Source organism: Aeromonas sp. FDAARGOS 1405 (genome assembly GCF_019048265.1).
Taxonomy (GTDB): Bacteria; Pseudomonadota; Gammaproteobacteria; order Enterobacterales; family Aeromonadaceae; genus Aeromonas; species Aeromonas veronii_A.
In genome coordinates, this window is sequence record NZ_CP077311.1 from 2849229 (window position 1) to 2873015 (window position 23787).

General features: G+C 57.3%; 20 protein-coding genes and 1 pseudogene. 6 read left to right on the plus strand and 15 right to left on the minus strand.

The features are described from left to right. Positions 1-8: 8 nt before the first annotated feature. Complete coding sequence (locus I6L35_RS13320; protein ID WP_216978430.1) at positions 9-2705, minus strand: GH92 family glycosyl hydrolase; 2697 nt, start codon at positions 2703-2705, stop codon at positions 9-11. A gap of 639 nt (positions 2706-3344) precedes the next feature. Then, entirely contained in the window at positions 3345-4535 is a 1191-nt protein-coding gene (gene manA / locus I6L35_RS13325; protein WP_201991827.1) for a mannose-6-phosphate isomerase, class I, read from the minus strand. Positions 4536-4651: 116 nt separating this feature from the next. On the opposite strand from manA, the gene I6L35_RS13330 reads away from it, so the two are divergent. Further along, a complete protein-coding gene (locus I6L35_RS13330) occupies positions 4652-5527 on the plus strand; it encodes an AraC family transcriptional regulator (RefSeq protein WP_216978431.1) in 876 nt (291 codons plus the stop codon). Between the two features lie 156 nt (positions 5528-5683). Continuing rightward, positions 5684-6937, plus strand: coding sequence for an NADP-dependent isocitrate dehydrogenase (icd, locus tag I6L35_RS13335; protein WP_005347179.1), 1254 nt, complete (start codon positions 5684-5686; stop codon positions 6935-6937). A gap of 72 nt (positions 6938-7009) precedes the next feature. Here the strand turns inward: icd and I6L35_RS13340 are convergent, their stop codons facing one another. The 4 genes from I6L35_RS13340 to I6L35_RS13355 form a co-directional block, all read right to left on the minus strand. Then, positions 7010-7186: a hypothetical protein gene (locus tag I6L35_RS13340; RefSeq protein ID WP_216978432.1), complete on the minus strand. Its 177-nt coding sequence runs from the start codon at positions 7184-7186 to the stop codon at positions 7010-7012. Positions 7187-7684: 498 nt separating this feature from the next. Next, positions 7685-7861: a hypothetical protein gene (locus tag I6L35_RS13345; RefSeq protein WP_005347176.1), complete on the minus strand. Its 177-nt coding sequence runs from the start codon at positions 7859-7861 to the stop codon at positions 7685-7687. Between the two features lie 281 nt (positions 7862-8142). Further along, a complete protein-coding gene (locus tag I6L35_RS13350; RefSeq protein WP_216978433.1) occupies positions 8143-8592 on the minus strand; it encodes a C40 family peptidase in 450 nt (149 codons plus the stop codon). 190 nt (positions 8593-8782) lie between these two features. Next, positions 8783-9691, minus strand: a complete 909-nt coding sequence (locus I6L35_RS13355) for a hydrogen peroxide-inducible genes activator (RefSeq protein ID WP_216978434.1) — start codon at positions 9689-9691, stop codon at positions 8783-8785. A 146-nt stretch (positions 9692-9837) separates the two neighbouring features. Here I6L35_RS13355 and I6L35_RS13360 point away from each other — a divergent pair, with 146 nt between their 5' ends. Then, on the plus strand, positions 9838-10440 hold the full coding sequence (locus tag I6L35_RS13360) for a peroxiredoxin C (RefSeq protein ID WP_216978435.1): 603 nt from the start codon (positions 9838-9840) through the stop codon (positions 10438-10440). A 181-nt stretch (positions 10441-10621) separates the two neighbouring features. Here the strand turns inward: I6L35_RS13360 and I6L35_RS13365 are convergent, their stop codons facing one another. The 6 genes from I6L35_RS13365 to I6L35_RS13390 form a co-directional block, all read right to left on the minus strand. Beyond that, on the minus strand, positions 10622-11587 hold the full coding sequence (locus I6L35_RS13365) for an alpha-L-glutamate ligase-like protein (RefSeq protein WP_216978436.1): 966 nt from the start codon (positions 11585-11587) through the stop codon (positions 10622-10624). A gap of 3 nt (positions 11588-11590) precedes the next feature. Next, on the minus strand, positions 11591-13129 hold the full coding sequence (locus I6L35_RS13370) for an inactive transglutaminase family protein (RefSeq protein ID WP_216978437.1): 1539 nt from the start codon (positions 13127-13129) through the stop codon (positions 11591-11593). Positions 13130-13132: 3 nt separating this feature from the next. Further along, positions 13133-13921 (minus strand): ATP-dependent zinc protease, encoded by a 789-nt coding sequence (locus I6L35_RS13375; protein WP_254204444.1) that lies wholly within the window; start codon positions 13919-13921, stop codon positions 13133-13135. A gap of 52 nt (positions 13922-13973) precedes the next feature. Beyond that, positions 13974-14951: a tRNA 5-methoxyuridine(34)/uridine 5-oxyacetic acid(34) synthase CmoB gene (gene cmoB, locus I6L35_RS13380; RefSeq protein ID WP_216978438.1), complete on the minus strand. Its 978-nt coding sequence runs from the start codon at positions 14949-14951 to the stop codon at positions 13974-13976. Further along, the gene (gene cmoA, locus I6L35_RS13385; protein WP_216978439.1) at positions 14948-15694 is read right to left on the minus strand and encodes a carboxy-S-adenosyl-L-methionine synthase CmoA; all 747 of its coding nucleotides are present in this window, start codon (positions 15692-15694) and stop codon (positions 14948-14950) included. Before cmoA ends, cmoB begins: the two co-directional genes overlap by 4 nt. A gap of 344 nt (positions 15695-16038) precedes the next feature. After that, positions 16039-16887, minus strand: coding sequence for a DUF72 domain-containing protein (locus tag I6L35_RS13390; protein WP_216978440.1), 849 nt, complete (start codon positions 16885-16887; stop codon positions 16039-16041). A 162-nt stretch (positions 16888-17049) separates the two neighbouring features. Between I6L35_RS13390 and I6L35_RS13395 the strand changes: the two genes are divergently transcribed. The 3 genes from I6L35_RS13395 to I6L35_RS13405 all read left to right on the plus strand — a co-directional run bounded on the left by I6L35_RS13395 (position 17050) and on the right by I6L35_RS13405 (position 19942). Continuing rightward, entirely contained in the window at positions 17050-17301 is a 252-nt protein-coding gene (locus I6L35_RS13395; protein ID WP_005337686.1) for an FmdB family zinc ribbon protein, read from the plus strand. 32 nt (positions 17302-17333) lie between these two features. Then, positions 17334-19100, plus strand: a complete 1767-nt coding sequence (gene aspS, locus I6L35_RS13400) for an aspartate--tRNA ligase (RefSeq protein WP_216978441.1) — start codon at positions 17334-17336, stop codon at positions 19098-19100. 101 nt (positions 19101-19201) lie between these two features. Further along, positions 19202-19942: a YebC/PmpR family DNA-binding transcriptional regulator gene (locus I6L35_RS13405; protein ID WP_005337681.1), complete on the plus strand. Its 741-nt coding sequence runs from the start codon at positions 19202-19204 to the stop codon at positions 19940-19942. 343 nt (positions 19943-20285) lie between these two features. Here I6L35_RS13405 and I6L35_RS21300 read toward each other — a convergent pair whose 3' ends face one another. From I6L35_RS21300 to adhE, 3 genes and pseudogenes are all read right to left on the minus strand, one after another. Then, positions 20286-20423, minus strand: coding sequence for a PT domain-containing protein (locus I6L35_RS21300; RefSeq protein ID WP_367949396.1), 138 nt, complete (start codon positions 20421-20423; stop codon positions 20286-20288). Then, positions 20383-20487: pseudogene (locus I6L35_RS21305) on the minus strand (hypothetical protein); the annotation flags it as partial. The pseudogene I6L35_RS21305 and the gene I6L35_RS21300, both read right to left, overlap by 41 nt. A 30-nt stretch (positions 20488-20517) precedes the next feature. Then, positions 20518-23184 carry a bifunctional acetaldehyde-CoA/alcohol dehydrogenase gene (adhE, locus tag I6L35_RS13415; RefSeq protein WP_019446648.1) on the minus strand — a complete coding sequence of 889 codons (2667 nt, stop codon included), beginning with the start codon at positions 23182-23184 and terminating at the stop codon, positions 20518-20520. Between the last annotated feature and the right edge of the window lie 603 nt (positions 23185-23787).

Here is a 23787-nt window from a genome sequence, read left to right on the forward strand (position 1 = left end):
ACAGGTGATTAACGGGAACCGGCAGGCAGGTCGCCTTCGTGCAGGAAGGTGCCGATACCTTGCGCGGGCGGCAGATCTTCCGGCTGGCTGCCCCAATTCTGGTTGGGGCTATCGCCCATCACGAATTCAAGCTTGCCGCCACTGAGGATTTCCTCATGGGTGAGGTAGCTGCGATTGAACTCGCTGCCATTGAGGCGAGCGGACTGGATGTAGATGTTGTCGCGGCTGACATTCTGGGCCGTGACGGTGAACTGTTTGCCCGCACCCACATCGAGCGAGGCGGTTTCGAACATGGGGGTGCCAATCTCGTAGATGCCGGAGGAGGCATTGACCGGGAAGAAGCCCAGCGCCCGGAACACGAACCAGGCAGAGAGGGTGCCAAAGTCATCGTTGCCACAGATGCCGTCAGGGGTGTTCTTGTAGCAGACGTTGGTGGCTGCCACGATGGCGGCCTGTCCCTTCCAGGGCTGTCCTACGTAGTTGTAGAGGTAGGGCACATGGATATCGGGCTCGTTGCCCTGCACATGCTGTCCCACGTTGCCGGTGTTGAATACCGGGAACTGGTTGTCGCCAGCGTTGCGATCCGGATAGGTACTCCAATACTCGTCCAGCCGTTTGGCAAACAGTTCGCCCCGTTTGGCCTGAGGATTCTGGGTCTGGTCGAAGCGGGTCATCAGATCGACCAGGCCATGAATGTCATGTTGAACGCTGAAGGCGTATTGCCAGCCGTTGGACTCGGCGAATGACCAGTTGAACATGTCGGGGCGCCAATCCTTGCCCACTGCCCGGCCGGTTTTCGGGTCTACCCAACCGGCATCAATGAACTTGCCAGCGTAGTCGCGGGCCTTGAACCACCCCTTGTACTGCTTGCCGCCAAAGTCAAACTGCGCCTGCCAGTTCTTGGATCGATCGGCAAACTCCTGATAGCGGGGGTCACTTTCGCCAAATACTGCCTTGATCGATTGGGCGATCGCCCAGTCATTCATGGAGTACTCCAGCGAGTAGGATGAGGTCCAGGCATCCTTGAAGGGGGAGTGAGATTCCCAGTCATTGCCCGGCGGTGTGTCATGCAACTGGGCAGGTACATAGCCTTGCTGCTCGTACTCCTTGATCCAGGCGACCCCCTGGCTGGTGGCTGCGCGGGCGTCGGTGATCATGGCGGTCACCAGTCGCTCCTTGATCTCCTGACGTTCCGCATCGCTGAAGCCCAGCGCGATCATCCGTCTGTCCAGCGAGCCTTTGGAGAGTACGTCGTGGATCACCGGCGTGGAGTGCATCCCCATCATCATGCCGGTCTCGTTACCCTTGAAGGTCCACTCCGGCAATCTGCCCTTGCGCAGGTTGCCCAGATCGTCCATCCACTCCTCCTCGGCGTAGGAGAGCATGGAGAGCACCACATCGGCGAGGCGATCCGGCTCCAGCAGTGACGAGAGGGGTTGTACTGCGCGGTAGGTGTCCCACAGGGAGAAGGTGTCGTAACGGGTAAAGTCCGCTTTGCCATCCCGGTTGGCATCGGCGGTGCGAACCGACTCCTTGAGGGTATCGATCTGCTCGCCCCACGGTGTGTTGCCATCCGGATAGGCGTTGCGCCCCTGATGCACCTGGCGGTAGCGTCCGTCCAGATCGGAGTGAATGGTCTGGCCCAGATAGGTGTGGTAGAGCGCGGTATAGAAGGTCTGTTTGTACTCCTCATCCCCACTGACCCGGATCTTGCCCAGCTCCTTTTCCCATTTTTGGGTCGCAGCCTGCCGGACATCGTCAAACGACATATTGGCCACTTCGGTCATGTTGAGTGAGGCGCCAGCGTTGCCATCCCGGCCGATCTCGACGTTGGAGAGGGCTACCTTGGCCTCGACGACCAAGCCCGCCGCCGCGGTATCAAATTCCACATAGGCACGCGCGTACTGATATTTGCCACGGGTCTCGTTGCCGATCTCGGTGGTGCCTTCCGGCAGGTCCAGATAGCGGTTCTGGTCTTTGTCAAAGTAGGCGAAGCGGATGTTTTTGATGGGCTGGTCGAACTCCATCACGAAGAACTCTTTCTGGCTGGGGGCCCAGCCGTCAGAGAAGCGATGGCCCTCGATCCGGTTGTGGGTTTTGTCCCATTTCAGATAGGAGTCGGAGGTGTAGTCCCAGTTGACCTTGAAGCCGAGGTTGACCACGATTTCCGATTTTTTATCTTGCGGGAAGGTGTAGCGATGAACCCCCACCCGATCCGAGGCGGTCAGCTCGGCCTTGATCCCGTAATCCTTCAGATTGACCTTGTAGTAGCCCGCCGTTGCCTCTTCATCCTTGTGGCTGTAGCGGGAGGCCTCCAGATTCAGTGAGGCCGACCCCTCGTTCAGCATGAAATTGGAGCGTGAGTTGATCGGCATCACCAGAATATCGTTGAGATCTCCAGCTCCGGCCCCCGAGAGGTGAGTGTGGGAAAACCCGGCGAGGCGGTTGTCGTGGTAGTAATAGCCGGAGATATATTCCCAGCCATTGGCCCCATTATTGGGCGACAGCTGCACCATGCCATGCGGGGTCGTGGCGCCGGGATAGGTGTTGCCTAAATTACCTGTGCCGATGAATGGATTGACGTAACGGGAGACGTTAGTCTCTTTATTGTTATCGACAGCGGTATCCGAGTCATTTTGACAACCGGATATACCAACCAGGCCAGCCAGTACGGCACACGCGAGCAGGGAACGTTTCAGTTTCATATTTGTCGCCACAGGTTAATGAAAGTAGGGTATCGAACGTATAAAAACAGATAATGCAGAACGCCGGGCCAGCCAATGAATATCTGCCGGATGAGAGAGCCATCTGCATGTATTACCCCGACTGTCACTGGATATAGAGGGTGACGGGGGGAATATCAGCCAGATAAAATGGATCGTGAAAACGATCTGGCCATACAGGCGGAAAAATAAATGCGCAGAAAAATAACAGGCACCCAGAGCCTGATTTAAAAAATCGCCCCTTACACTTATGAAATAAGTGGCTGAGCTGTGTTACATCTGGAATATATAAATGCTCTTAAATGTTTTTCCTGCTGCCTGTAAATTAACGGTTTCTATTATTTCGTTGATTAATATCCTGGGACAGAGGAAAAAAATGGCATTAACTGGATTTTTATGACGTGTGGGGAAGGGTGTGAGCTGGCTCGCATAACTGCAGGGTGGCGTGACCAGGGAGGCTAAATGATATTAATCATTATAAGTCAGCGTGTTATTCTTCGATGTTGAGTTAAATGACCGATTTTGTGAGTCGTACCGGGCTCCACATGGTCAGATGAGCTGAAAAAAAGGGCCCTGCTGGGCCCTTTGAACAGAGGGTGATGAGCCGATGGCCCACCAGGATCAGCGGTTGCTGGCGCGGGCAAAACGCCCTTCAGCCGTCACGCGATAATCGCTGGTGCTGGCGGGTACAAATGCAGATTGCCCTATGGTCAGTGTCAGACGCTCGCCATCCTGGCCAATGAGGGTGATGGGCCCATCGATGGCGAACAGGATCTCGGCATTGCCGGTGGTGAGGGCATGTTCGCCTGCGCCATATACGCTGAAGGTGAAATCCGGTACCGGCACGTCGAAGTGCTGTACTGTGCCTTCCATGCGAGGGGTGAGCAGGATCTGGTCGTCCGGTTTGGCGACACAGCGGGTGCAGGCCAGCAGCTCCGGCACATCCATGTATTTGGGGGTCAGACCGGCACGCAGCACGTTGTCGGAGTTGGCCATGATCTCGAGGCCAGTGCCGTGGATGTAGGCGTGGGGGGTCTGGGCGTCGAGGAACATCGCCTGACCCGGCTCAAGTGTTACCACGTTGAGCAGCAACGGCGAGAAGAGCCCCACATCCCCCGGGTACTGGTTGGCCAGCTTGCTGATGGTGGCGAAAGTCTCTTCATCCTGATGGGCGGCGGCATAGGCCAGCAGGCCAGCCAGCGCCTCGTCCTTGCGATCACCGCTGAGGATCAGCAACTGGTGGAAGAAGTGCTGCAGGCCAGCTTCATCCTGTGACTGGCGAAGCGCCGCGGTCAGGTCGACCAGTGCGGGCAGCGCCATGCGATCGAACAGGGCCAGGATGGCCGGGATGGCGCGAAAGCCGTTCATCGCCTGATAGCGGGTGAGGGCAAAGACCAGCTCCGGCTTGTGGTTCGGATCCTTGTAGTTGCGGTTGCTCGCCTTGATATCGATGCCTGCGGCTTCTTCTTTGGCAAAACCGGCTTCGGCCTGTGCCTTGCTCGGGTGTACCTGAATGGAGAGGGCTTGCTCGGCGCAGAGCACCTTGAACAGGAAGGGGAGTGAGCCGAAACGAGCCTGGGTAGCTTCGCCCAGCATGGCGACGGGGTTGGCGTCAATCAGGCTGGAAAGCTTCACGGTCTCGCCTGCCAGGGTCACTTCGGAGCAGCCATTGGGGTGAGCGCCCATCCACAGTTCAGCTTGTGGTTTGCCTTCGGGATTTTTGATGCCAAACAGCGTGGTCAGGGAGTCACGACTGCCCCAGACATAATCCTGGATCGGGTTGCACATTAGAAAAAACGGCGGGTAGCTCATGGATGGCTCCTTGTATCAGAACGATTTTTTGGGAATTTCAGTCTGGCGCGGACTATAGCATGGCAGGGGCAGCGCACCGCAATCGGTTGCTCTCTGCATCTTGATCAGGATCATTCATGAGTATCATCTTTACCCAGCTGTTGGACGGCTTTCTAAGTGAGGGGGGAGGCTTTGAGAAGGTGTTGTTTGCCTCTGACAAAGGGGTGCCTCCCTGCTTCAGTTATCAGGTCAATTTTCCGCGTCTCGAGCTGGTATTCAGTGGCCACTATCTCAACCAGATCTGGTCCCCGGAAGGGGATGTGCAGTCGGTACAGATGGGGCCGCGGGAGGCGATGTACATTCCCCCCAACGGCTGGAACAAGCCGGATTGGGACAATGACTGTTCCGTGCTCAGCCTGTTGTTCGGCAAGCGTCAGATAGGGTTCAGTCTGGTGAGCAAGCACAAGGGAGACACCGGCTTCTTCGATGTGCAGAAGCACAGTATTCAGGCCGGTGCCGGACGGGCGCTCGATCATATCCTGCTCTCCCTCAACACCCTTGCGCAGGAGCCGATAAGGGCACCGATGGACAATCACCTGCTGCAGGCGCTGCTAAGTTATTCACGGCAGTTGCTGGTGGAGTCGGAGAGCGGTCGTCCTCGTGGCTCCGATCTTTTTCACGGCATCTGCATCTACATTCAGGAAAATTTCCACCGCCCCATCAGTCGCGAATGCATCGCCGCCCGCTTCAATCTCTCCCCCAGCCACCTCTCACGTCTGTTCCGCCAGCAGGGGCACATGCGGCTGGCGGACTACATCAGCTGGGTGCGGCTGGAGCGGGCCAAGTTCATGCTGAAAAAGTATCGCTTCCGTCTCGAAGAGGTCGCCAATCGCTGCGGGTTTACCGACGTGAACTACTTCTGCCGTGTGTTCAAACAGAAGACCGGCTTGACCCCTTCCCAGTACCGTTCCCTGAGTCAGCCGCAGGCGACGGCCAGCGAGCTGGAGGCATAACGGGGCGGGGTCGGCAAGGCGTTGTGACGGCGCACTGGCGGGTGGCTACCTCTTTGGTCTGACATGCTTTCTTGTCGTTTTATTATGAAAATGAATGGGCTAAGATGGCCGCGCGCAACAAACAAGTTGATAACAAACGGAAGTTAGGAGATGCCGATGGAAAGCAAAGTAGTTATCCCGACCCAGGGCCAGAAAATCACAGTCGATGCTAACGGCAAGCTGCAGGTTCCCAACCATCCGATCATTCCGTTTATCGAAGGGGATGGCATCGGTGTTGACGTGACCCCAGCCATGTTGAATGTGGTGAATGCTGCGGTCGAGAAAGCCTACAAGGGCGAGCGCAAGATCGCCTGGATGGAGATCTACACCGGCGAGAAATCGACTCATGTTTATGGTGAAGGTGCCTGGCTGCCGGCCGAAACCCTGGATTTCATTCGCGAATACTGCGTGGCCATCAAGGGCCCGCTGACCACGCCGGTCGGCGGCGGTATCCGCTCTCTCAACGTGGCCCTGCGTCAGGAGCTGGATCTCTACATCTGCCTGCGCCCGGTACGTTACTACGATGGCACCCCGAGTCCGGTGAAGCGTCCTGATCTGACCGACATGGTGATCTTCCGCGAAAACGCCGAAGACATCTACGCCGGTATCGAGTGGAAGGCTGACAGCGCCGAAGCGAACAAGGTGATCGCCTTCCTGCAAAACGAGATGGGCGTGAAGAAAATTCGCTTCCCGGAGTCCTGCGGGATCGGCATCAAGCCGATGTCCAAAGCCGGTACCGAGCGTCTGGTACGTGCCGCTATCGAGTATGCCATCGATAACGATCGCGACTCAGTGACCCTGGTGCACAAGGGCAACATCATGAAGTTCACCGAAGGTGCCTTCAAGGATTGGGGCTATGCTCTGGCCCAGAACGAGTACGGTGCCCAGCTGATCGACGGCGGCCCCTGGTGCTCCTTCAAGAACCCGAAAACCGGCAAAACCATCGTCATCAAGGATGTCATCGCCGACGCCTTCCTGCAGCAGATCCTGCTGCGTCCGGCCGAGTATGACGTCATCGCCTGTATGAACCTCAACGGTGACTACATCTCCGATGCGCTGGCTGCTCAGGTAGGCGGTATCGGCATCGCACCGGGTGCCAACATCGGCGACGGCGTGGCCCTGTTCGAGGCAACTCACGGTACTGCACCGAAATATGCCGGTCAGGACAAGGTCAACCCGGGCTCCCTGATCCTCTCCGCCGAGATGATGCTGCGCCACATGGGCTGGGTTGAAGCGGCCGATCTCATCATCAAGGGGATGGAAGCTGCGATCCGCAACAAGACCGTCACCTATGACTTCGAGCGTCTGATGGAAGGGGCCACCCTGCGTTCCTGCTCCCAGTTTGCTCAGGACATGATCGACCAGATGTAATCTGCTGCTTGCCAGAAACGCAAAACCGGCGCCATGTGCGCCGGTTTTTTTATCGCGAAAGAGTGCAGGGGCTTATTGCGCCTGCTCTACGTGTTGCTGATAGCGTTGCTGCCATTTGCTGGTTTCTGCTTCATCACCCCGGGCCTTCCAGAAGGCGCAGATGGTGTTGGCAAGTTCCGAAGCCATCGCGTGATCTCCGTCACGTCGACTCATCAGATAATCTCCCAGCCAGCTTTGATATTGTTTCATTACCCGATCTCCTTATCTCATGTGCCCTTGAGGGGGCCCACCTTGACGGGAGCCTGACGGCTCATCTTGGGGGGAACATCCTCAGGCATGATGGTGCAAAGTCACGACCCGGGCAGAGAGCCTGATGGGCAATCTGGCGGCGAACATGACGCGAGATGTCAAAAAATGAGCGCCATTTTAGCACAAACTGACCAACTTGGGGAAATTGTCGCCACGGATTGTAATGGAGCGGCTCCATCCCCTTGTTCCCACAACAGAAAACTCGCCGTGAGGGCACGCTTGGTTTGGATGAAACTCGGGGAAACAGGGTAGGTAACCCTGTTGTGTCCGATTGCATCGACGAGCTCGACACTTGGTTCTGGATGAGCTGTGTCATGGACTCAAGAAATGGTCGAGGGGGGATGCAAAAGGGCGTTATGCGGGAGCTGGCTATGCGCGAAGCAATAGGGGGGCGGCCTTGCTGCCAACAGATGGCTGGCAGCAAGGTGACGGTCGGGATCAGGTGGTCTTTTCCAGATGGTTCTGGTAAATCTGTTGCCACTTGTCCAGTTCGGTTTCATCTCCCTGTTGCTGCCAGAACTCGCAGATGGAACTCGCCATCTCGCACGCCATGGCATGGTCGCCGTCACGGCGACTCATCAGGTATTGTCCCAGCCAGTTTTGATACTGTTTCATTGCACGATCTCCTTATCTATTTAGCCCTTGATATTGCTGCTGTGGGCCACTCGTCCGGCAGTGTTGTCACAGCCACTTTCGCCGCTTCGCTTATTGTCAATCAGGACAGATAGCGTATGAGAAAAGCGCGAAAGTGCTAAAAAGTGGCCACCACCTTACCACAAAATGGTATGAAAGGCAGGTTTTGGGGCCAATTGAGTTTTCAGTGCAGGGGATTATCTCGACCTGGCGACAGGGATTGACGGAGTCCAGCAGTATAACGGACAGGTGTTTGAACCCCTTTACTGGGTTACCCGACGTGCTTGCCAATAGCGGCTGTTCCAGTAGACGTTGTCGAGTCTCGAACGGATTACTCCCTTGCTCGTGGAGGCGTGGATAAACTCGCCGGCACCGGTATAGACCCCCACATGGTACTGCTGCCAGCCGGTTTTGAAGAAGACCAGATCCCCGTGTTGCAGCCGGTAGCGATCGACTGGTTTACCGATACTGGCCTGGGATTCGGTGGTTCTTGGCAAATTGACCCCCAGCACCTGATTGTATGCGAGCTGTGTGAATGCGGAGCAGTCGAGTCCGGCACGGTTGGTGCCGCCCATCCGGTAGGGGACGCCACGCCACTGCTGGTAGAAACCGTCAAAGGCACTGCTCTGCTGGCGGGGCGGCGGTGGCTCTGGTGTGCTGGAGCAGGCGGCCAGCAGCAGGGTCAGCAGGGATAGCAGCAGCTTGCGATACATCGGGCTCTCTCCACGGACGGGTCTACCAAACGAGACATTTATCGAGCGCCATATCCTGCCAAATCGTTCTGGCGGTAGGGGGCGCGACAATTTTTCCATCATAAACAGGGATCTGGCTCCAGACCTAGTCTCCGAGAGGAAAAATGTGGTGGGGCACTGAAAAACGCCAGCCGAGGGTTGGCGTTTGTTGTCACTCGTTGTGGCTGATCAGCGGTTTAAGCAGCTCGGCCAGTTTGTAGAAGGTCTGCACCCGGGTGGTGCTGGGGCGCCAGACCAGACCGATCTCGCGATAGGATTTTTCCCCCGGCAGCGGGATGGCCACCAGATCGGAGTTGGCAAGAATGCCGGCATCGATGGCCATTTGCGGCAGGAAGGTGGTGCCAAGACCCGCTTCCACCATCTGCACCAAGGTGTGCAGGCTGGTGGCGGCAAACGGGTTGATCTTGCTCTTGTCCCGCAGACGGCAAGCGCTCACTGCGTGCTCGGTGAGGCAGTGCTCCCGCTCCAGCAGGAAGATGCTCTGGTTTGGCAGCTCCTTGTAGTCAAACGGGGTGTGAAGACCGGCCGCCATGCTGGCGGGCATCACCATGTGGAACGGATCCTGGCCGACGGTCTTGCAGTGAAATCCACCTATCTCGATGGGCAGGGCGAGGATCAGCAAGTCGAGCTGACCCTGTTCCAGCTGCTTGAGCAGATTGCTGGTGGTGTCTTCCCGCAGTAACAATTCGAGGTCAGGATAGGTTTTGCTGCACACTTTCAGCAGCTTGCTGAGCAGGAAGGGGGCGATGGTGGGAATACAGCCCAGACGCACTGTCCCCTGCATTACACCGCCCTGGTGTTGACCTAGCTCCATCAGATCCCGCGCATCGGAGAGCAAATTGCGAGCTCGCTCGACGATTTCCATGCCGACCGGGGTCATAATGAAGCTCTTGTGATCTCGCTCCACCAGTTGCAGGTTCATCATCTCTTCCAGCGTCTGGATCCCGGTACTCAGGGTCGACTGGCTGACATGACAGGCTTTGGCGGCACGATTGAAGTTTTTGTGCTCGTCGAGAGCGACCAGATATTGCAGCTGTTTGAGGCTGGGCCAACGTTGCATAGGAAAACCCGATTAATGCTATCTATTTAATTTGATTTAACTAATCTACCACCGGGTCTATAGTTTGTCGCTTGATTTAGACGGACTAGGCTCTTGGTAGCCCAATCCTGACTGGATTGTTCACTTCACTTAAAGAGGAATTGAATATGGTATTGGTAGGCCGTCCCGCACCCGATTTTACCGCCGCAGCCGTTCTGGGTAATGGCGAAATTGTTGATTCATTCAACCTGTCATCCCACATCAAAGGCAAAGCTGCTGTTGTCTTCTTCTATCCGCTCGATTTCACTTTCGTCTGCCCGTCCGAGCTTATTGCTTTTGATCACCGCTATGAAGAGTTCCAGAAACGTGGCGTGGAAGTGATCGGTGTTTCCATCGATTCCCAGTTCTCCCACAACGCATGGCGTAACACCAAGGTTGAAGATGGTGGTATCGGTCAGGTCAAGTACCCGCTGATCGCCGACGTCAAGCACGAAATCTGCAAGGCCTATGACGTTGAACATCCGGAAGCCGGTGTGGCGTTCCGTGGTTCCTTCCTGATCGACAAGAATGGTGTCGTTCGTCATCAGGTGGTCAACGATCTGCCGCTGGGCCGCAACATCGACGAGATGCTTCGCATGGTCGATGCCCTGCAATTCCATGAAGAGCACGGCGAAGTGTGCCCGGCTCAGTGGGAGAAAGGCAAGAAAGGCATGACCGCCTCCCCGGATGGCGTTGCCAAGTATCTGTCCGAGAACGCCGCTTCCCTGTAATCGGGTCTGCGTGCCGGATAGTGAAAAACCGATGCCCAGGCATCGGTTTTTTTATGGCCGTTGTTTGGCTGTCTGGTTCTGTCCCATTGCTCGGCAGGATTGTCGTTGCCGGCAGCGCGCCGATAAACGGCAGTCATAAAAAAGCGCGCCCTTTGGCGCGCTTTTGACATGGGGGGCGGGACTACTCGTCAAAGATACCGAAGTGTTCTTTGGCAAAGCTGACCCGCTGCGCCACACTCATCTTCACTTGGCCCAGCTTCTCGATGGTCTTGAGGTTGGGCACCAGGCCACGACCGTTGGCGATTTGAATGGCCAGACCTGGGCGGGCGTTGAGCTCCAGCAGCATGGGGCCGCGGAACTTGTCCAGCACCATGTCGGTACCGATATAGCCCAGACCCGACATCTCGTAACAGGAGGCAGCGAGGGTGAGCAGAGTATCCCAGTGGGGCACCTTGAGCTCATAGAGGTCGAGACCTGTATCAGGATGGTGTCGCAACGGATTGCCAAACTGCACCGCCCGCAGCGCGCGGCCAGTACGTAGGCACAGACCCACTCCCACGGCGCCCTGGTGCAGGTTTGCCTTGCCGTCGGAGGCAGAGGTTGAGAGACGCATCATCGCCATCACCGGGAACCCCTTGAAGATGATCACCCGGGCATCGGGCACCCCTTCAAAGGAGTAGCCGTCGAACACGTCATCGAAGTTGATGAGGCCTTCGACCAGCGCTACGTCCGGCTTGCCCCCCAGCGAATAGAGTCCAGCAAGAATGTTGGAGACATGGCGCTCCAGATCCTGGCCGTTGCTGGCGCTGCCGTTGGGCTTGTAGAAGAGACCCTCTTCCTGGCGCAGGATCACCAGGATCCCCTTGCCGCCCGAGCCTCGAGCCGGCTTGATACAGAAGCCAGGCCAATCCTTCACCAGCTCGGTGATACGACCCACGTCGTGCTGGGCTCGTATGGTGCCGATCAGCTCGGGCACCGTCACGCCCGCATCCAGCGCGATACGCTTGGTTTGCAGCTTGTCATCCACCAGCGGATAGAGGCTGCGCGGATTGTAGCGGCTGATATAGGAGTGGTTGCGCTTGTTCATGCCGAGGATACCTGCCTGCGACAGGCTCCACGGGGTAGTGTACTTTTCCCAGAACCACATCTGTTACTTGTCCTTACCCGGGGTGGCGCCAGACTTGATCTCGTCCACCAGCGGCTTGAAGCGTTTGAGTTCGCTCAGCTTGTAGCCGGTGTAGTTACCCATCAACAGCACGGTCGCCATCAGCACCAGCTGCAGGCCGAGGAAGTTGAATGTGAGGTGACGGATCAATTCGTTATCCATAGCCAGATAGGCGATGATGGCCACCAGCAGGGAGCCACCGCCCTGACGGAATACCTCTTTCGGGCCCTCTTCTTCCCACAGGATGGACATCCGCTCGATAGTCCAGGAGAGGATGATCATCGGGAAGAAGGTGATCTTCATACCGTCGGTCAGCCCCAGCTTGAAGGCAAAGGCGGAGAAGATACCGATCATCGAGATCACCATGATGATGATGGCCGATATTCGGGCGACCAGCAGCAGGTTGAGCCGCGACAGGTAGGAGCGGATCACCAGACCGGTGCCGACGATCAGCAGGAAACCTACCAGACCGGTGATCAGCTGGGTCTGGATAAAGGCGACCGCGATCAGCACCGGCATAAAGGTACCCGAGGTCTTGATGCCGACGATGACGCGCAAGAACACCACCATCAGCACACCGATGGGGATCAGCAGCAAGCCCTTGAACAAGGTCTGCTCTTCCAGCGGCAGGCTATGGATGGAGAAGTTCATCATCTCTGATTTTTCAAACTTCTGGGCCAGTGCCACGCTGACCGGCTGCTCCTGCTCGATCATCGAGAAGCTGACACGGGAGTTGTGACCACCTGTCACATCCAGCAGGGCGCCGGAGTTATACTCCCACAGCAGCAGGTTGGCAGGACGACCCTGTTCACCGGTTTGCGGGTTGAACAGCTTGTAGTCGGTCGGGCTGTTGAACACCTGCAGGTAATCGACCAGCTCCTGACGACGGCGACCATCTTCCAGATTCAGGGCATGCACTACGCGGGTCGGCACATCAGCATTGTTGAGCAACTCGGCGATCAGGTTGGCGCGGCTCTTGTGCTTTTTCAGTAGCTCGGCGTTCTGCTCCTGCTTTTCGATCTCCTTGATGATCTCGCGGGTCAGGGTATAGCCGTCAGCAGAGCGCTCCTGGGCGCGCTCCAGGATCTGCTTCATCGCAGTGGCATAGGGCTCACTCTCGATCTGCTTTTCGATAGCGGGCGGCTGCGGGTTGGCGGCCGGCTTGGCGTGGGCATCCGCCATCATGTCGACGCGATAGTAGAGCTCCTGACGGCCGGTAGCACTGCGGATCGACCATTCGGCACGGGCATCGCCATCCTTCTCGACGAAGGAGAGGCCGTAGCCGGGGCTGGCGGCGTTCTCGTTCATCAGGGTGAAACCGGGCTGGGTGCCCGGGATAGCCAGGGAGGCGATCACTGGCTCACCGGTAGCTTCGAACTCCAGTTTGGCTTCGATGGACCAGATCTGGCGCTTTTCACCGGGCGTCAGCGGCACATCCAACGCGATATGGTGATAGATCGTCATCCCCAGGCCGACAATGTACAGCAGGGCTACCAGCAAATAGAACGGCTTACGGGAAACCATGGATTATTTCACATCCTTGAGCTTGGGTTTGGGTTGGATATATTCGCGGGCCACATCAACCACGGCGATGTCTTTCAAAAATTCGCGACCCAGCAGCACCGGGAAGGTCATATCGCTGCGGTCTTTCAGGGTAAATTCGGCTTTCTCGGTCATGTCGCCAATGCGCACGGCCAGACGCACCACCGGACGGCGGTCCAGATCATCGGCAGAGGCCTGACGCACCCGCACGTGACGTACCAGCGGCGCTTCGATCTGGATCTTGTCGTCCACATCCTGATGGCTCAGGAAGAAGCGCACCCAGTTTTTGCCGTTGCGCTCGAAAATGGTGATCTCCTGCGCACTGATGGAGGAGGTGGTCGCACCGGTATCGACCCGGGCCTGGAAGGCGTCGTTGGCGGCATCAACCCAGATCCACTCCGCTTCACCGACCATCAGCTTGCCATCGATGGTGTGGCCCTGATTGGGGGCCGGGCACTTCTCGGTGGGGATCGCCATCGGTTTGGGCGGCTCGGAGGGGAGAGCTGCGAGCTTCTGGTCTACTTGCTTGACGGACTCTTTCATATTGGTGACATCTGTGTTGAGCTGAACCAGCAGGTGCTGTTGCTGCACATACTGCTTCTGTTGCTGTTCCATGGATGTTTGCAGGCGCTGCTCGCTCTGGCTCAGCTCGCTACGAAGCTCGGCCAGTGTCAGAGCGGGAACCTGAGGCGTTTTTTCCATATTGACACACCCGCCGAGACTGAGCAGGGAGAGCAGGGTCATTCCTTTTAATTTGCTTTTCATGTCATTCATTTAACTGTGCTTCCTGGAATTGGGTCAGTGTAACTTCCACAAGCGCCACCGGCTAGTCTTTGGCCTTGCGGGCAATCAGTACGGCACGTTTCGGCGCCGGGTGTCCTTCTACCGTGAGTGCCGGATTGTCTGGATCCAGATAGTCACTCAGGGATTCATTAATCATCCAGTCGGTACGACGCTGTTCGTCGGTGCTGGTCATATTCTCGTCTACTATCCGCACGTCGGTGAAGCCGCAGCGCTCGACCCACAGCTTGAGGGCGCGGCTTGAGGGAATAAACCAGACGTTGCGCATCTTGCCGTAACGGTCGGTGGGCATCAGCACGTCGTTGACCCCGCCCTCGATCACCAGGGTCTCCAGCACCAGTTCGCCATCATCTTTCAATTGATTGCGCAGCTGCTCGATGTGCTCGATGGGAGATTTGCGGTGATAGAGCACCCCCATGGAGAAGACGGTGTCAAAGGCACGCAGCTCCGGCAGCTCCTGAATGCCGAGCGGCAACAGGTGGGCGCGTTGATCATTGCCCGCGAAGTGGCGAATGGCCTCGAACTGGCAGAGAAACAGCGGACTCGGATCGATGCCGACCGCCAGCTTGGCTCCTTCACCCACCATACGCCAGAGGTGGTAGCCGCTGCCGCAACCCACATCCAGCACGTAACGGCCTTCGAGCGGGCTGATATGGGGCAGCACCCGATCCCACTTCCAGTCGGAGCGCCATTCGGTATCGATGTGGATGCCATGCACGGTGAACGGCCCCTTGCGCCAAGGCATAAAGTGGCGCAGCAGGCTCTCGACCTTCTTGCGCTCCCCTTCGCCCAGGCTCTCGGCCGAGCCTATCTCGACCCGGCTTTTCAGCTCGATGTTGCCGGGGGAGACCACCGGTAGCTTGTTGAGGGCGCGGTTCCAGCGCGGCAGATCGCCATGCTGGTTGTCATGTTGCCAGGCGTGCAGCTGGGCGGGCAGGGTATGCAGCCAGTGGCTCAGCCGGTTTTTGGCAATCAGTTGATAGAAATTGGCAAAGTCGATCATGGCTGGGCGTCGCTGGATTTGATGGCAATCATGGAGCCGAAGTTGAAGCACTGGAACCAGAGATCCTGATGGATGAAACCGGCGTCGCGCAGGCGGGCGCGGTGGGTCTCCAGGCTGTCGGTGCGCATCACGTTCTCAAGGGCAGTGCGTTTCTGGCTGATCTCCAGCTCGCTATAGCCATTGGCCCGCTTGAAGTCGAGGTGCAGATCGATGAGCAGCTCGTTGACCGGCTCATCCTCGAAACGGAACTTCTCGCTCAGGATCAGGATCCCGCCCGGGCGCAAACCGTCGTGAATGCGCTGGATCAGGGCTGCCCGTTTCTCGGGCTCGACAAACTGCAGGGTGAAGTTGAGCACCACCACGGAAGCGTTCTCAATCTCGATGTCGCAGATATCCGCCTCCACCAGCTCCACCGGCACCTCGGATTTGAAACCGGAGAGGTGGGCGCGGGCGCGCTCGATCATCGGGTGGGAGAGGTCCACCGCGGTAATGCGGCAGCCGGGCTGGCTAATATGGCGACGCATCGCCTGGGTGGCGGCGCCGAGCGAACAGCCGAGATCATAGAGACGGCTCTCGGGTTGAGCGTAGCGGGCGGCCATCATGCCGATGGCTGAGATGATGTTGCTGTAACCCGGCACCGAGCGCTGGATCATATCGGGAAATACGTCGACGACCTGTTCGTCAAAACAAAAGTCGCCCAATCGGGCGATCGGGGCGGCAAAAATTTGGTCTTTGGTCTGCATGCTGGCGCAACCTGACAGCCGGCATATCGGCCGACTGCTTTGTTCAATTGAATCGTTGGGGGGCACCCGTCTGGGGGTGGCTCATCACCTGTTTACGAACGGGGTAGTCGGTCATGAGCTCCTGGTGACCGGTCCTGTTCGTAGGGGTCATCTCCGGACCCTTATCCAGAGCCGAGTCATTTGTTACCACTGATTAACAGTAACGGTGACAGGGCTCCTTGCATGGGGCGCTAGTGTAGAGGATTGACGGCCATTTGTCTTGACGCCGGGCCCTGCCAAACCACAAAAATCGCCCTTTTTTTACTGCGTTTTCGGGGGGCTGCGAGGGTTGCTTGTGCCACTGGTTAAAAGCGCAGCACTCCCTGCCGTGCGCGATCGTTTTCCCCCCGCCAGGGGGCCATCTCCTGCCCCAGCAGACGACTCACCTGACGGGCCAGCTCGGGGGCTTGGGTGTTGTCGGCCGTGTGGATGTAGAGGTAAAGATCCTTGCCTTCGGAAAGCCACTGGCGCCAGTGGGGGAGCCAGCTGGGCAGGAAGGGGTGATTGGCCGCCGGGTCCGGCAGGCCGATAAAGCGCACCATGGGGGCGTTGGCGGTGGCCAGCAGATGCACCGGCAGGCGCGGTTTCTTGCCTTGGGCATCGACAAGGGCTGGCGTGGTTGCTGGCACCGAGAAGAGTGGCCGGCTGTCGAGCATCACCCGGTTCACACCCTGTTCCATCAGCAGCCGGTTCAAGGCCCGCTCGGCCTCCCCCTTGGCGAAAAAGTCGGGGTGACGCACCTCGAGGGCGTAGCGAAACGCCCGTGGCAACCGCTCGATAAAGGCCGCCAGTCTGGCCAGCCCCTGTGGCCCGAAACGGGCGGGCAGCTGCAGGGTGAGCAGCCCCAGCTTGTCGTGTAGTGGCGCAAGTAGCTTGATAAAGTCGGCAACCTGTTTGTCTGCGCTCACCAGATCGCTCTGGTGGCTGATGGTTTGTGGAAACTTGAAGTTGAAACGAAAGTGATCGGGCACCGCATCGGCCCATCGCTGTACCGTGTCCGGTGTCGGCAGGGCGTAGAAGGTGGTGTTACCCTCCACCGAGTTGAAGACGGTCGCATAGTGGGCGAGGTGTTCGGCAGGCTTGGCGCCAAGGCCCAGCAACTGGCCGGGCCAGCTGGGGTGGGACCACTGTGGCAGGCCCAAATAGAGGCTCATGGTGACTAATCTCTTCGCTCTTGGTGCATTCGTGCCGATTTTTTGCCCGCTTTTTGCCATCGAGTGCAAAAAACTGGCGAAAGGAGGCTGCTGGCCATTTTACCCAAAAGGGGGTTTTCCTCTATAATGCCAGCCCTTTTGTTTTTCAATTTCTTGTGACCCATGCCTATCTACGAATATCGTTGCGACGTCTGTGGCCATGAATTGGCAAAACTGCAAAAGCTTTCCGATGCCCCCCTGACCGACTGTCCGGCCTGTAGCAAGCCGAATCTGGTCAAGCTGATATCGGCGGCAGGCTTCCGGCTCAAGGGAACCGGATGGTACGAGACTGATTTCAAACCGGGTAAGAAAAAGAATCTGGCCAGCTGTGAGACAGACGGTGCTTGCCAGTCGTGCCCGGCGGCCCAAGGTTAACCGTCTCTCTACAATTTCGAAGGAAGAAGTCCATGCGCTCTATCTATTGCGGACAGGTCAATGAGGCCCATGCAGGGCAGACCATTACATTGTGCGGTTGGGTTCATCGTCGTCGTGATCTCGGCGGTCTGATCTTTATCGATATGCGCGACCGGGAAGGGATCGTTCAGGTGTTCTTCGATCCGGACAAACCGGACGCGTTCGCCCTGGCCTCCGAGCTGCGCGGTGAGTTCTGCATCCAGGTGACCGGCGTGGTGCGCACCCGTCCCGAGTCCCAGCGCAACAGCGAGATGGCCACTGGCGCCATCGAAGTGTTCGCCCACGAACTCAACATCATCAACCGTGCCGAGCCGCTGCCGCTGGACTTCAATCAGGTCAACAGCGAAGAGATCAGCCTCAAGTATCGCTACCTGGATTTGCGTCGTCCCGAGATGGCCAAGTACCTGAAGACCCGTGCCAAGGCCAGCGCCTTCGTACGCCGCTTCATGGACGAGCATGGCTTCCTCGATATCGAGACCCCGATGCTGACCAAGGCCACCCCGGAAGGTGCCCGTGACTATCTGGTGCCGAGCCGCGTGCACAAGGGCAAGTTCTACGCTCTGCCGCAATCCCCCCAGCTGTTCAAGCAGTTGCTGATGATGTCCGGCTTCGATCGCTACTACCAGATCGTCAAGTGCTTCCGTGACGAAGACCTGCGTGCCGACCGCCAGCCGGAATTCACCCAGATCGACGTGGAGACCTCCTTCATGACCGCGCCGCAGGTGCGTGAAGTGATGGAAGAGATGATCCGCAAACTGTGGCTGCACATCCTGAACGTGGATCTGGGCGACTTCCCGATCATGACCTTCGACGAAGCCATGCGTCGCTACGGCTCCGACAAGCCGGACCTGCGTCTGCCAATGGAGCTGGTTGATGTGGCTGATCTGCTGACTACTGTCGAGTTCGCCGTGTTCGCGGGCCCCGCCAACGATCCGAAAGGCCGTGTGGCTGCCCTGAAAGTCCCGGGCGGTGCCGAGCTCTCTCGCAAGCAGATCGACGAATACACCAAGTTTGTCGGCATCTACGGTGCCAAGGGCCTGGCCTGGATGAAGGTCAATGAAGCGGCCAATGGTATCGAAGGCGTGCAGTCTCCGGTTGCCAAGTTCCTCTCTGACGCCATCGTGCGCGAGATCCTGGCCCGTACCGGCGCAGCCGACGGCGACATCATCTTCTTTGGCGCTGACAGCAAGAAAGTGGTTTGCGATGCCATGGGCGCCCTGCGTCTGAAAGTGGGTCGCGATCTGGGCCTACTGGAGAACAGCTGGAAACCGCTGTGGGTCATCGACTTCCCGATGTTCGAGGAAGATGGTGAAGGTGGTCTGGCCGCCATGCACCACCCGTTCACCGCGCCGAGCAACATGAGCCCGGCCGAGCTGAAAGCCAACCCTGTGGGTGCTTACGCCAACGCCTACGACATGGTGATCAACGGCTACGAAGTGGGTGGTGGCTCTGTCCGTATCCACAACAGCGAGATGCAGTCCACCGTGTTCGACATCCTGGGTATCACCCCGGCCGAGCAGCGCCTGAAGTTCGGCTTCCTGCTGGATGCCCTGAAGTACGGTACCCCGCCGCACGCCGGTCTGGCCTTCGGTCTGGACCGTCTCAGCATGCTGCTGACCGGCACCGAAAACATTCGGGACGTCATCGCCTTCCCGAAAACGACCGCGGCCGCCTGTCTGATGACAGACGCCCCCAGCCTTGCCAATGCCGCCCAACTGGGTGAGCTGGCGATTGCAACCACCGTCAAGGGCGACGAGTAAGCCGATACCGGCACTGGAGGCCGCCCCGTGCGGCCTCTGTGTTTCCCTTGAGTTAGTCATGATCAGTGTTACTGACATTTAAAAAAGAACGGAGAGTCTCTATGGCAGGTCACAGTAAATGGGCCAACATCAAACACCGCAAGGCCGCTCAGGACGCCAAGCGTGGCAAGATCTTCACCAAACTGATCCGCGAAATCACTACCTCCGCGCGTCTGGGTGATGCCGATCCGGCCAACAACCCGCGTCTGCGTGCTGCGGTGACTGCCGCCCTGACCAACAACATGACCCGCGACACCATCAACCGTGCCATTCAGCGTGGCGCCGGTGGTGGCGATGGCGAACAGCTCGAGACCATCGTATACGAAGGTTACGGCCCGGCTGGCTCTGCCGTGATGGTAGAGTGCCTGACCGACAACCGTAACCGTACCGTAGCCGAAGTGCGTCACGCCTTCAGCAAGTGCGGTGGCAACCTGGGTACCGACGGCTCCGTTGCCTATCTGTTCAGCAAGAAAGGTCTGCTGACTTTCGTGGGCGTAGACGAAGATGCCCTGATGGATGCCGCGCTGGAAGCGGGCGCCGATGACGTGGTCACCGAAGAGGATGGCACCATCGAGGTGTACACCACCCCGAACGACTTCGGTACCGTGCTGGACGGTCTGGAAGCTGCCGGCTTCAAGGCCCAGAGCGCCGAAGTGACCATGATCCCCTCCACCGAAGCTGAGCTGGATGCAGAAACTGCACCCAAGCTGATGCGTCTGATCGACATGCTGGAAGATCTGGACGATGTGCAAGAGGTGTATCACAACGGCTCCATCTCCGATGAAGTCGCTGCGACCCTCTGATCGCAGAATCGTGCTCTCCCGATGGCAGCCTGATGGCTGCCATTTTTTATCTTTGCATCGTGGCAACTGCTGATTGATGTGTCGGTTGATCAACCGGTGCAACAACTCTCTTCACTGACAGTCTTCTCCGCTTTCTCTGCGAATTATCATTGATCTGTCCCTGCCAGTCGGTTGGCCCTGCACGTACGCCAGTCGGCAGTTCTGCTGCGTTGCGCTAGCGAGGCTCCGCTTATCCTGTTTATCACTCCTTTAGCTCTATAGATGGGGTTCAGTGCTCGCATCTGCCCGTCAGGGTAATTGCGTTGCGGGTAGGGGGAGGAGGTGATGGGACGTGCTCTTGTTATCACAGGTGGCCCATCAATACAGAGTCACAGGTTGGGATATCGATAGCGGATTGGCTGGGACGAGTTGGTTGGTTGGTTGGTTGGTTGGTTGGTTGGTTGGTTGGTTGGTTGGTTGGTCCGGAAGATAGGTGCTGCACTAGCGCAATCGGTTGGAGAGAGGAGAGCAGTGAATAAGTGGCAGATAAAAAAAAGCCCGCGCAGTGCGCGGGCTTGTTATTTCAGGACTGATTATCAGGCCTTGGATTTCTTCTTGCCTTCAACCTTGGCTTCAACCGGGGCAGCAGTTACCGGAGCGGCTTCGGTGAACGGACGACCGTAGTAGGAGTCCAGCAGAACCTGCTTCAGCTCGCTGATCAGCGGGTAGCGCGGGTTGGCGCCGGTGCACTGGTCATCGAAAGCTTCGATAGCCAGCTGGTCAACCTTGGCCAGGAAGTCAGCTTCAGTCACGCCAGCTTCGCGGATAGAGGCCGGGATACCTAGGGTAGCCTTCAACTCGTCCAGCCAGGTCAGCAGCTTCTCGATCTTGGCTGCGGTGCGGTCACCGGCAGCAGTCAGACCCAGGTGGTCAGCGACTTCGGCGTAACGACGACGAGCCTGCGGGCGGTCGTACTGGGAGAACGCAGTCTGCTTGGTCGGGTTGTCGTTCGCGTTGTAGCGGATGACGTTGCTGATCAGCAGGGCGTTAGCCAGACCGTGCGGAATGTGGAACTCGGCACCCAGTTTGTGAGCCATGGAGTGGCACACACCCAAGAAGGCGTTGGCGAACGCGATACCGGCGATAGTGGCAGCATTGTGCACCTTCTCGCGAGCGATCGGGTCGTTGGCACCGTTCTGGTAGCTGGACGGCAGATACTCTTTCAGCATTTTCAGGGCTTGCAGCGCCTGGCCGTCGGAGTACTCGTTAGCCAGTACGGAAACATAGGCTTCCATGGCGTGAGTCACGGCATCGATACCACCGAATGCACACAGGGACTTCGGCATACCCATGACCAGGTTGGCATCAACGATGGCCATGTTCGGGGTCAGCTCGTAGTCAGCCAGCGGATACTTCTGACCAGACACTTCATCGGTTACTACCGCAAACGGAGTGACTTCAGAGCCGGTACCGGAAGTGGTGGTGATACAGACCAGTTCGGCCTTCACGCCCATTTTCGGGAACTTGTAGATACGCTTGCGGATGTCCATGAAGCGCATGGCCAGATCTTCGAACGCAGTGTTCGGGTGCTCGTACATTACCCACATGATCTTGGCCGCATCCATCGGTGAACCACCGCCCAGCGCCAGGATAACGTCCGGTTTGAAGGAGTTGGCCATCTCGGCACCCTTGCGAACCACAGCCAGGGTCGGGTCAGCTTCTACTTCGTAGAACACTTCCACTTCCATATTCTGTGCTTTCAGCAGGCTGACCAGTTCATCGGCGTAGCCGTTGTTGAACAGGAAGCGGTCAGTTACGACCATGGCACGTTTTTTACCTTCCAGGTCGCTCAGAGCGATCGGCAGGGAACCACGACGGAAGTAGATGGATTTCGGAAGTTTGTGCCACAGCATGTTTTCTGCCCGTTTTGCGACTGTCTTCTTGTTGATCAGGTGCTTCGGACCCACGTTTTCGGAGATGGAGTTACCGCTCCAGGAGCCGCAACCCAGGGTCAGGGACGGAGCCATTGCGAAGTTGTACAGGTCACCGATACCGCCTTGGGTAGACGGAGTGTTGATCAGGATACGCGCGGTCTTCATCTTGTCGCCGAAGTACTTGATGCGGTCAGCGTTGCGGTCCTGGTCGGTGTACAGACCTGAGGTGTGGCCGATGCCACCGATGTTGACCATGTCACAGGCCATATCAACGGCGTTTTCGAAGCTGCTTGCACGGAACATACCGAGCAGCGGGGACAATTTCTCGTGAGCAAACTCATCTTCTGCACACAGCTTGACGCCTTCACCGATCAGGATCTTGGTATCAGCCGGTACAGTCACGCCTGCCATCTCGGCAATCTTGGTGGCTGGCTGGCCAACAATGTTGGCGTTCAGGGCACCGTTGATCAGGATGACTTTACGTACCTTGTCAGCATCTTCTTTGGAGAGCACGTGGCCCTTGTGGGATGCAAAGCGCTCTTTAACCTGGTCGTAGATGGCATCAACAACGATGACCGCCTGCTCGGAAGCACAGACCACGCCGTTATCGAAAGTCTTGGACATCAGGATGGAGGCAACGGCACGCTTCACGTCGGCAGTTTCGTCGATAACGATAGGTACGTTACCGGCACCCACACCGATAGCAGGCTTACCGGAGGAGTAGGCTGCTTTCACCATGCCCGGGCCACCGGTGGCCAGGATCAGGTTGATGTCTTCGTGCTTCATCAGGGCGTTGGAGAGCTCAACAGACGGTTGGTCGATCCAGCCGATGATGTCTTTCGGCGCACCGGCGGCAACAGCTGCATCCAGTACCAGCTTGGCAGCGGTATTGGTGGAGTTCTTGGCGCGGGGGTGCGGGGAGAAGATGATGGCGTTGCGGGTCTTGAGCGCGATCATGGATTTGAAGATCGCAGTGGAGGTCGGGTTGGTGGTCGGAACGATACCACAGATGATACCTACCGGCTCGGCGATGGTGATGGTACCCATCTGATCATCTTCGCTCAGAATGCCGCAGGTTTTCTCGTCTTTGTACTTGTTGTAGATGTATTCGGAGGCGAAGTGGTTCTTGATAACCTTGTCTTCGATGATACCCATACCGGATTCTTCCACGGCCATCTGGGCCAGAGGGATACGGGCGTTGTTGGCGGCCAGGGCGGCGGCACGGAAGATCTTGTCTACCTGCTCTTGAGAGAAGCTGGCGAATTCACGCTGTGCTTCCTTAACGCGGGCGACCAGTGCATCCAGTTCAGCCAAATTGGTTACTGCCATGTTTATCTCCTGATTATTTGAAAACTGTTTAGTAAGACGTTGGCAATGCCCGGCAATTATAGTCGCCCTGTCAAGACGGTATGGTTGCAACACGGTTTTTACATGCCTTACTAAATCGCTTTCTGAGTCGATTATAGAGCGGGGCCGACTCAGAAAAACTTGATCTGGATCATGTGTAACAAAAGAACAAAAGAAATTTTCTTTCACAATCCTTGTTTGACCGATGTTATCGAAATGTACACCAAAGGGAAAGGTAAGAGGCCTGTTAATGCAGGGCAATAAACCACATTTATCAAGCGGTTAATTATTCCTCTTCATCTGGTTGCAGCACCAATTTGGCGCTATTAGTTAGTAAATATGAGTAGATAGGTTTCAAAATCATCGGCAAACGCGCTTTATTTCTGCATTTGTTGCGAGAATGATTGTTGTTTTAATCCATGACTAATCCGCTTTATTCCCCGAGGACGCCATTTCTGCCCGCTTTCCCGGTTTTTGCATTGTGGCTCTCTTGCCGAGTCAGTGAAGTGATGCATAGCCTGAAATAGTGGAAAGGCAAAGCTTGGATTCTCTCGAGTCGCTTGGTCATTCGGTCAGTCACCGTCG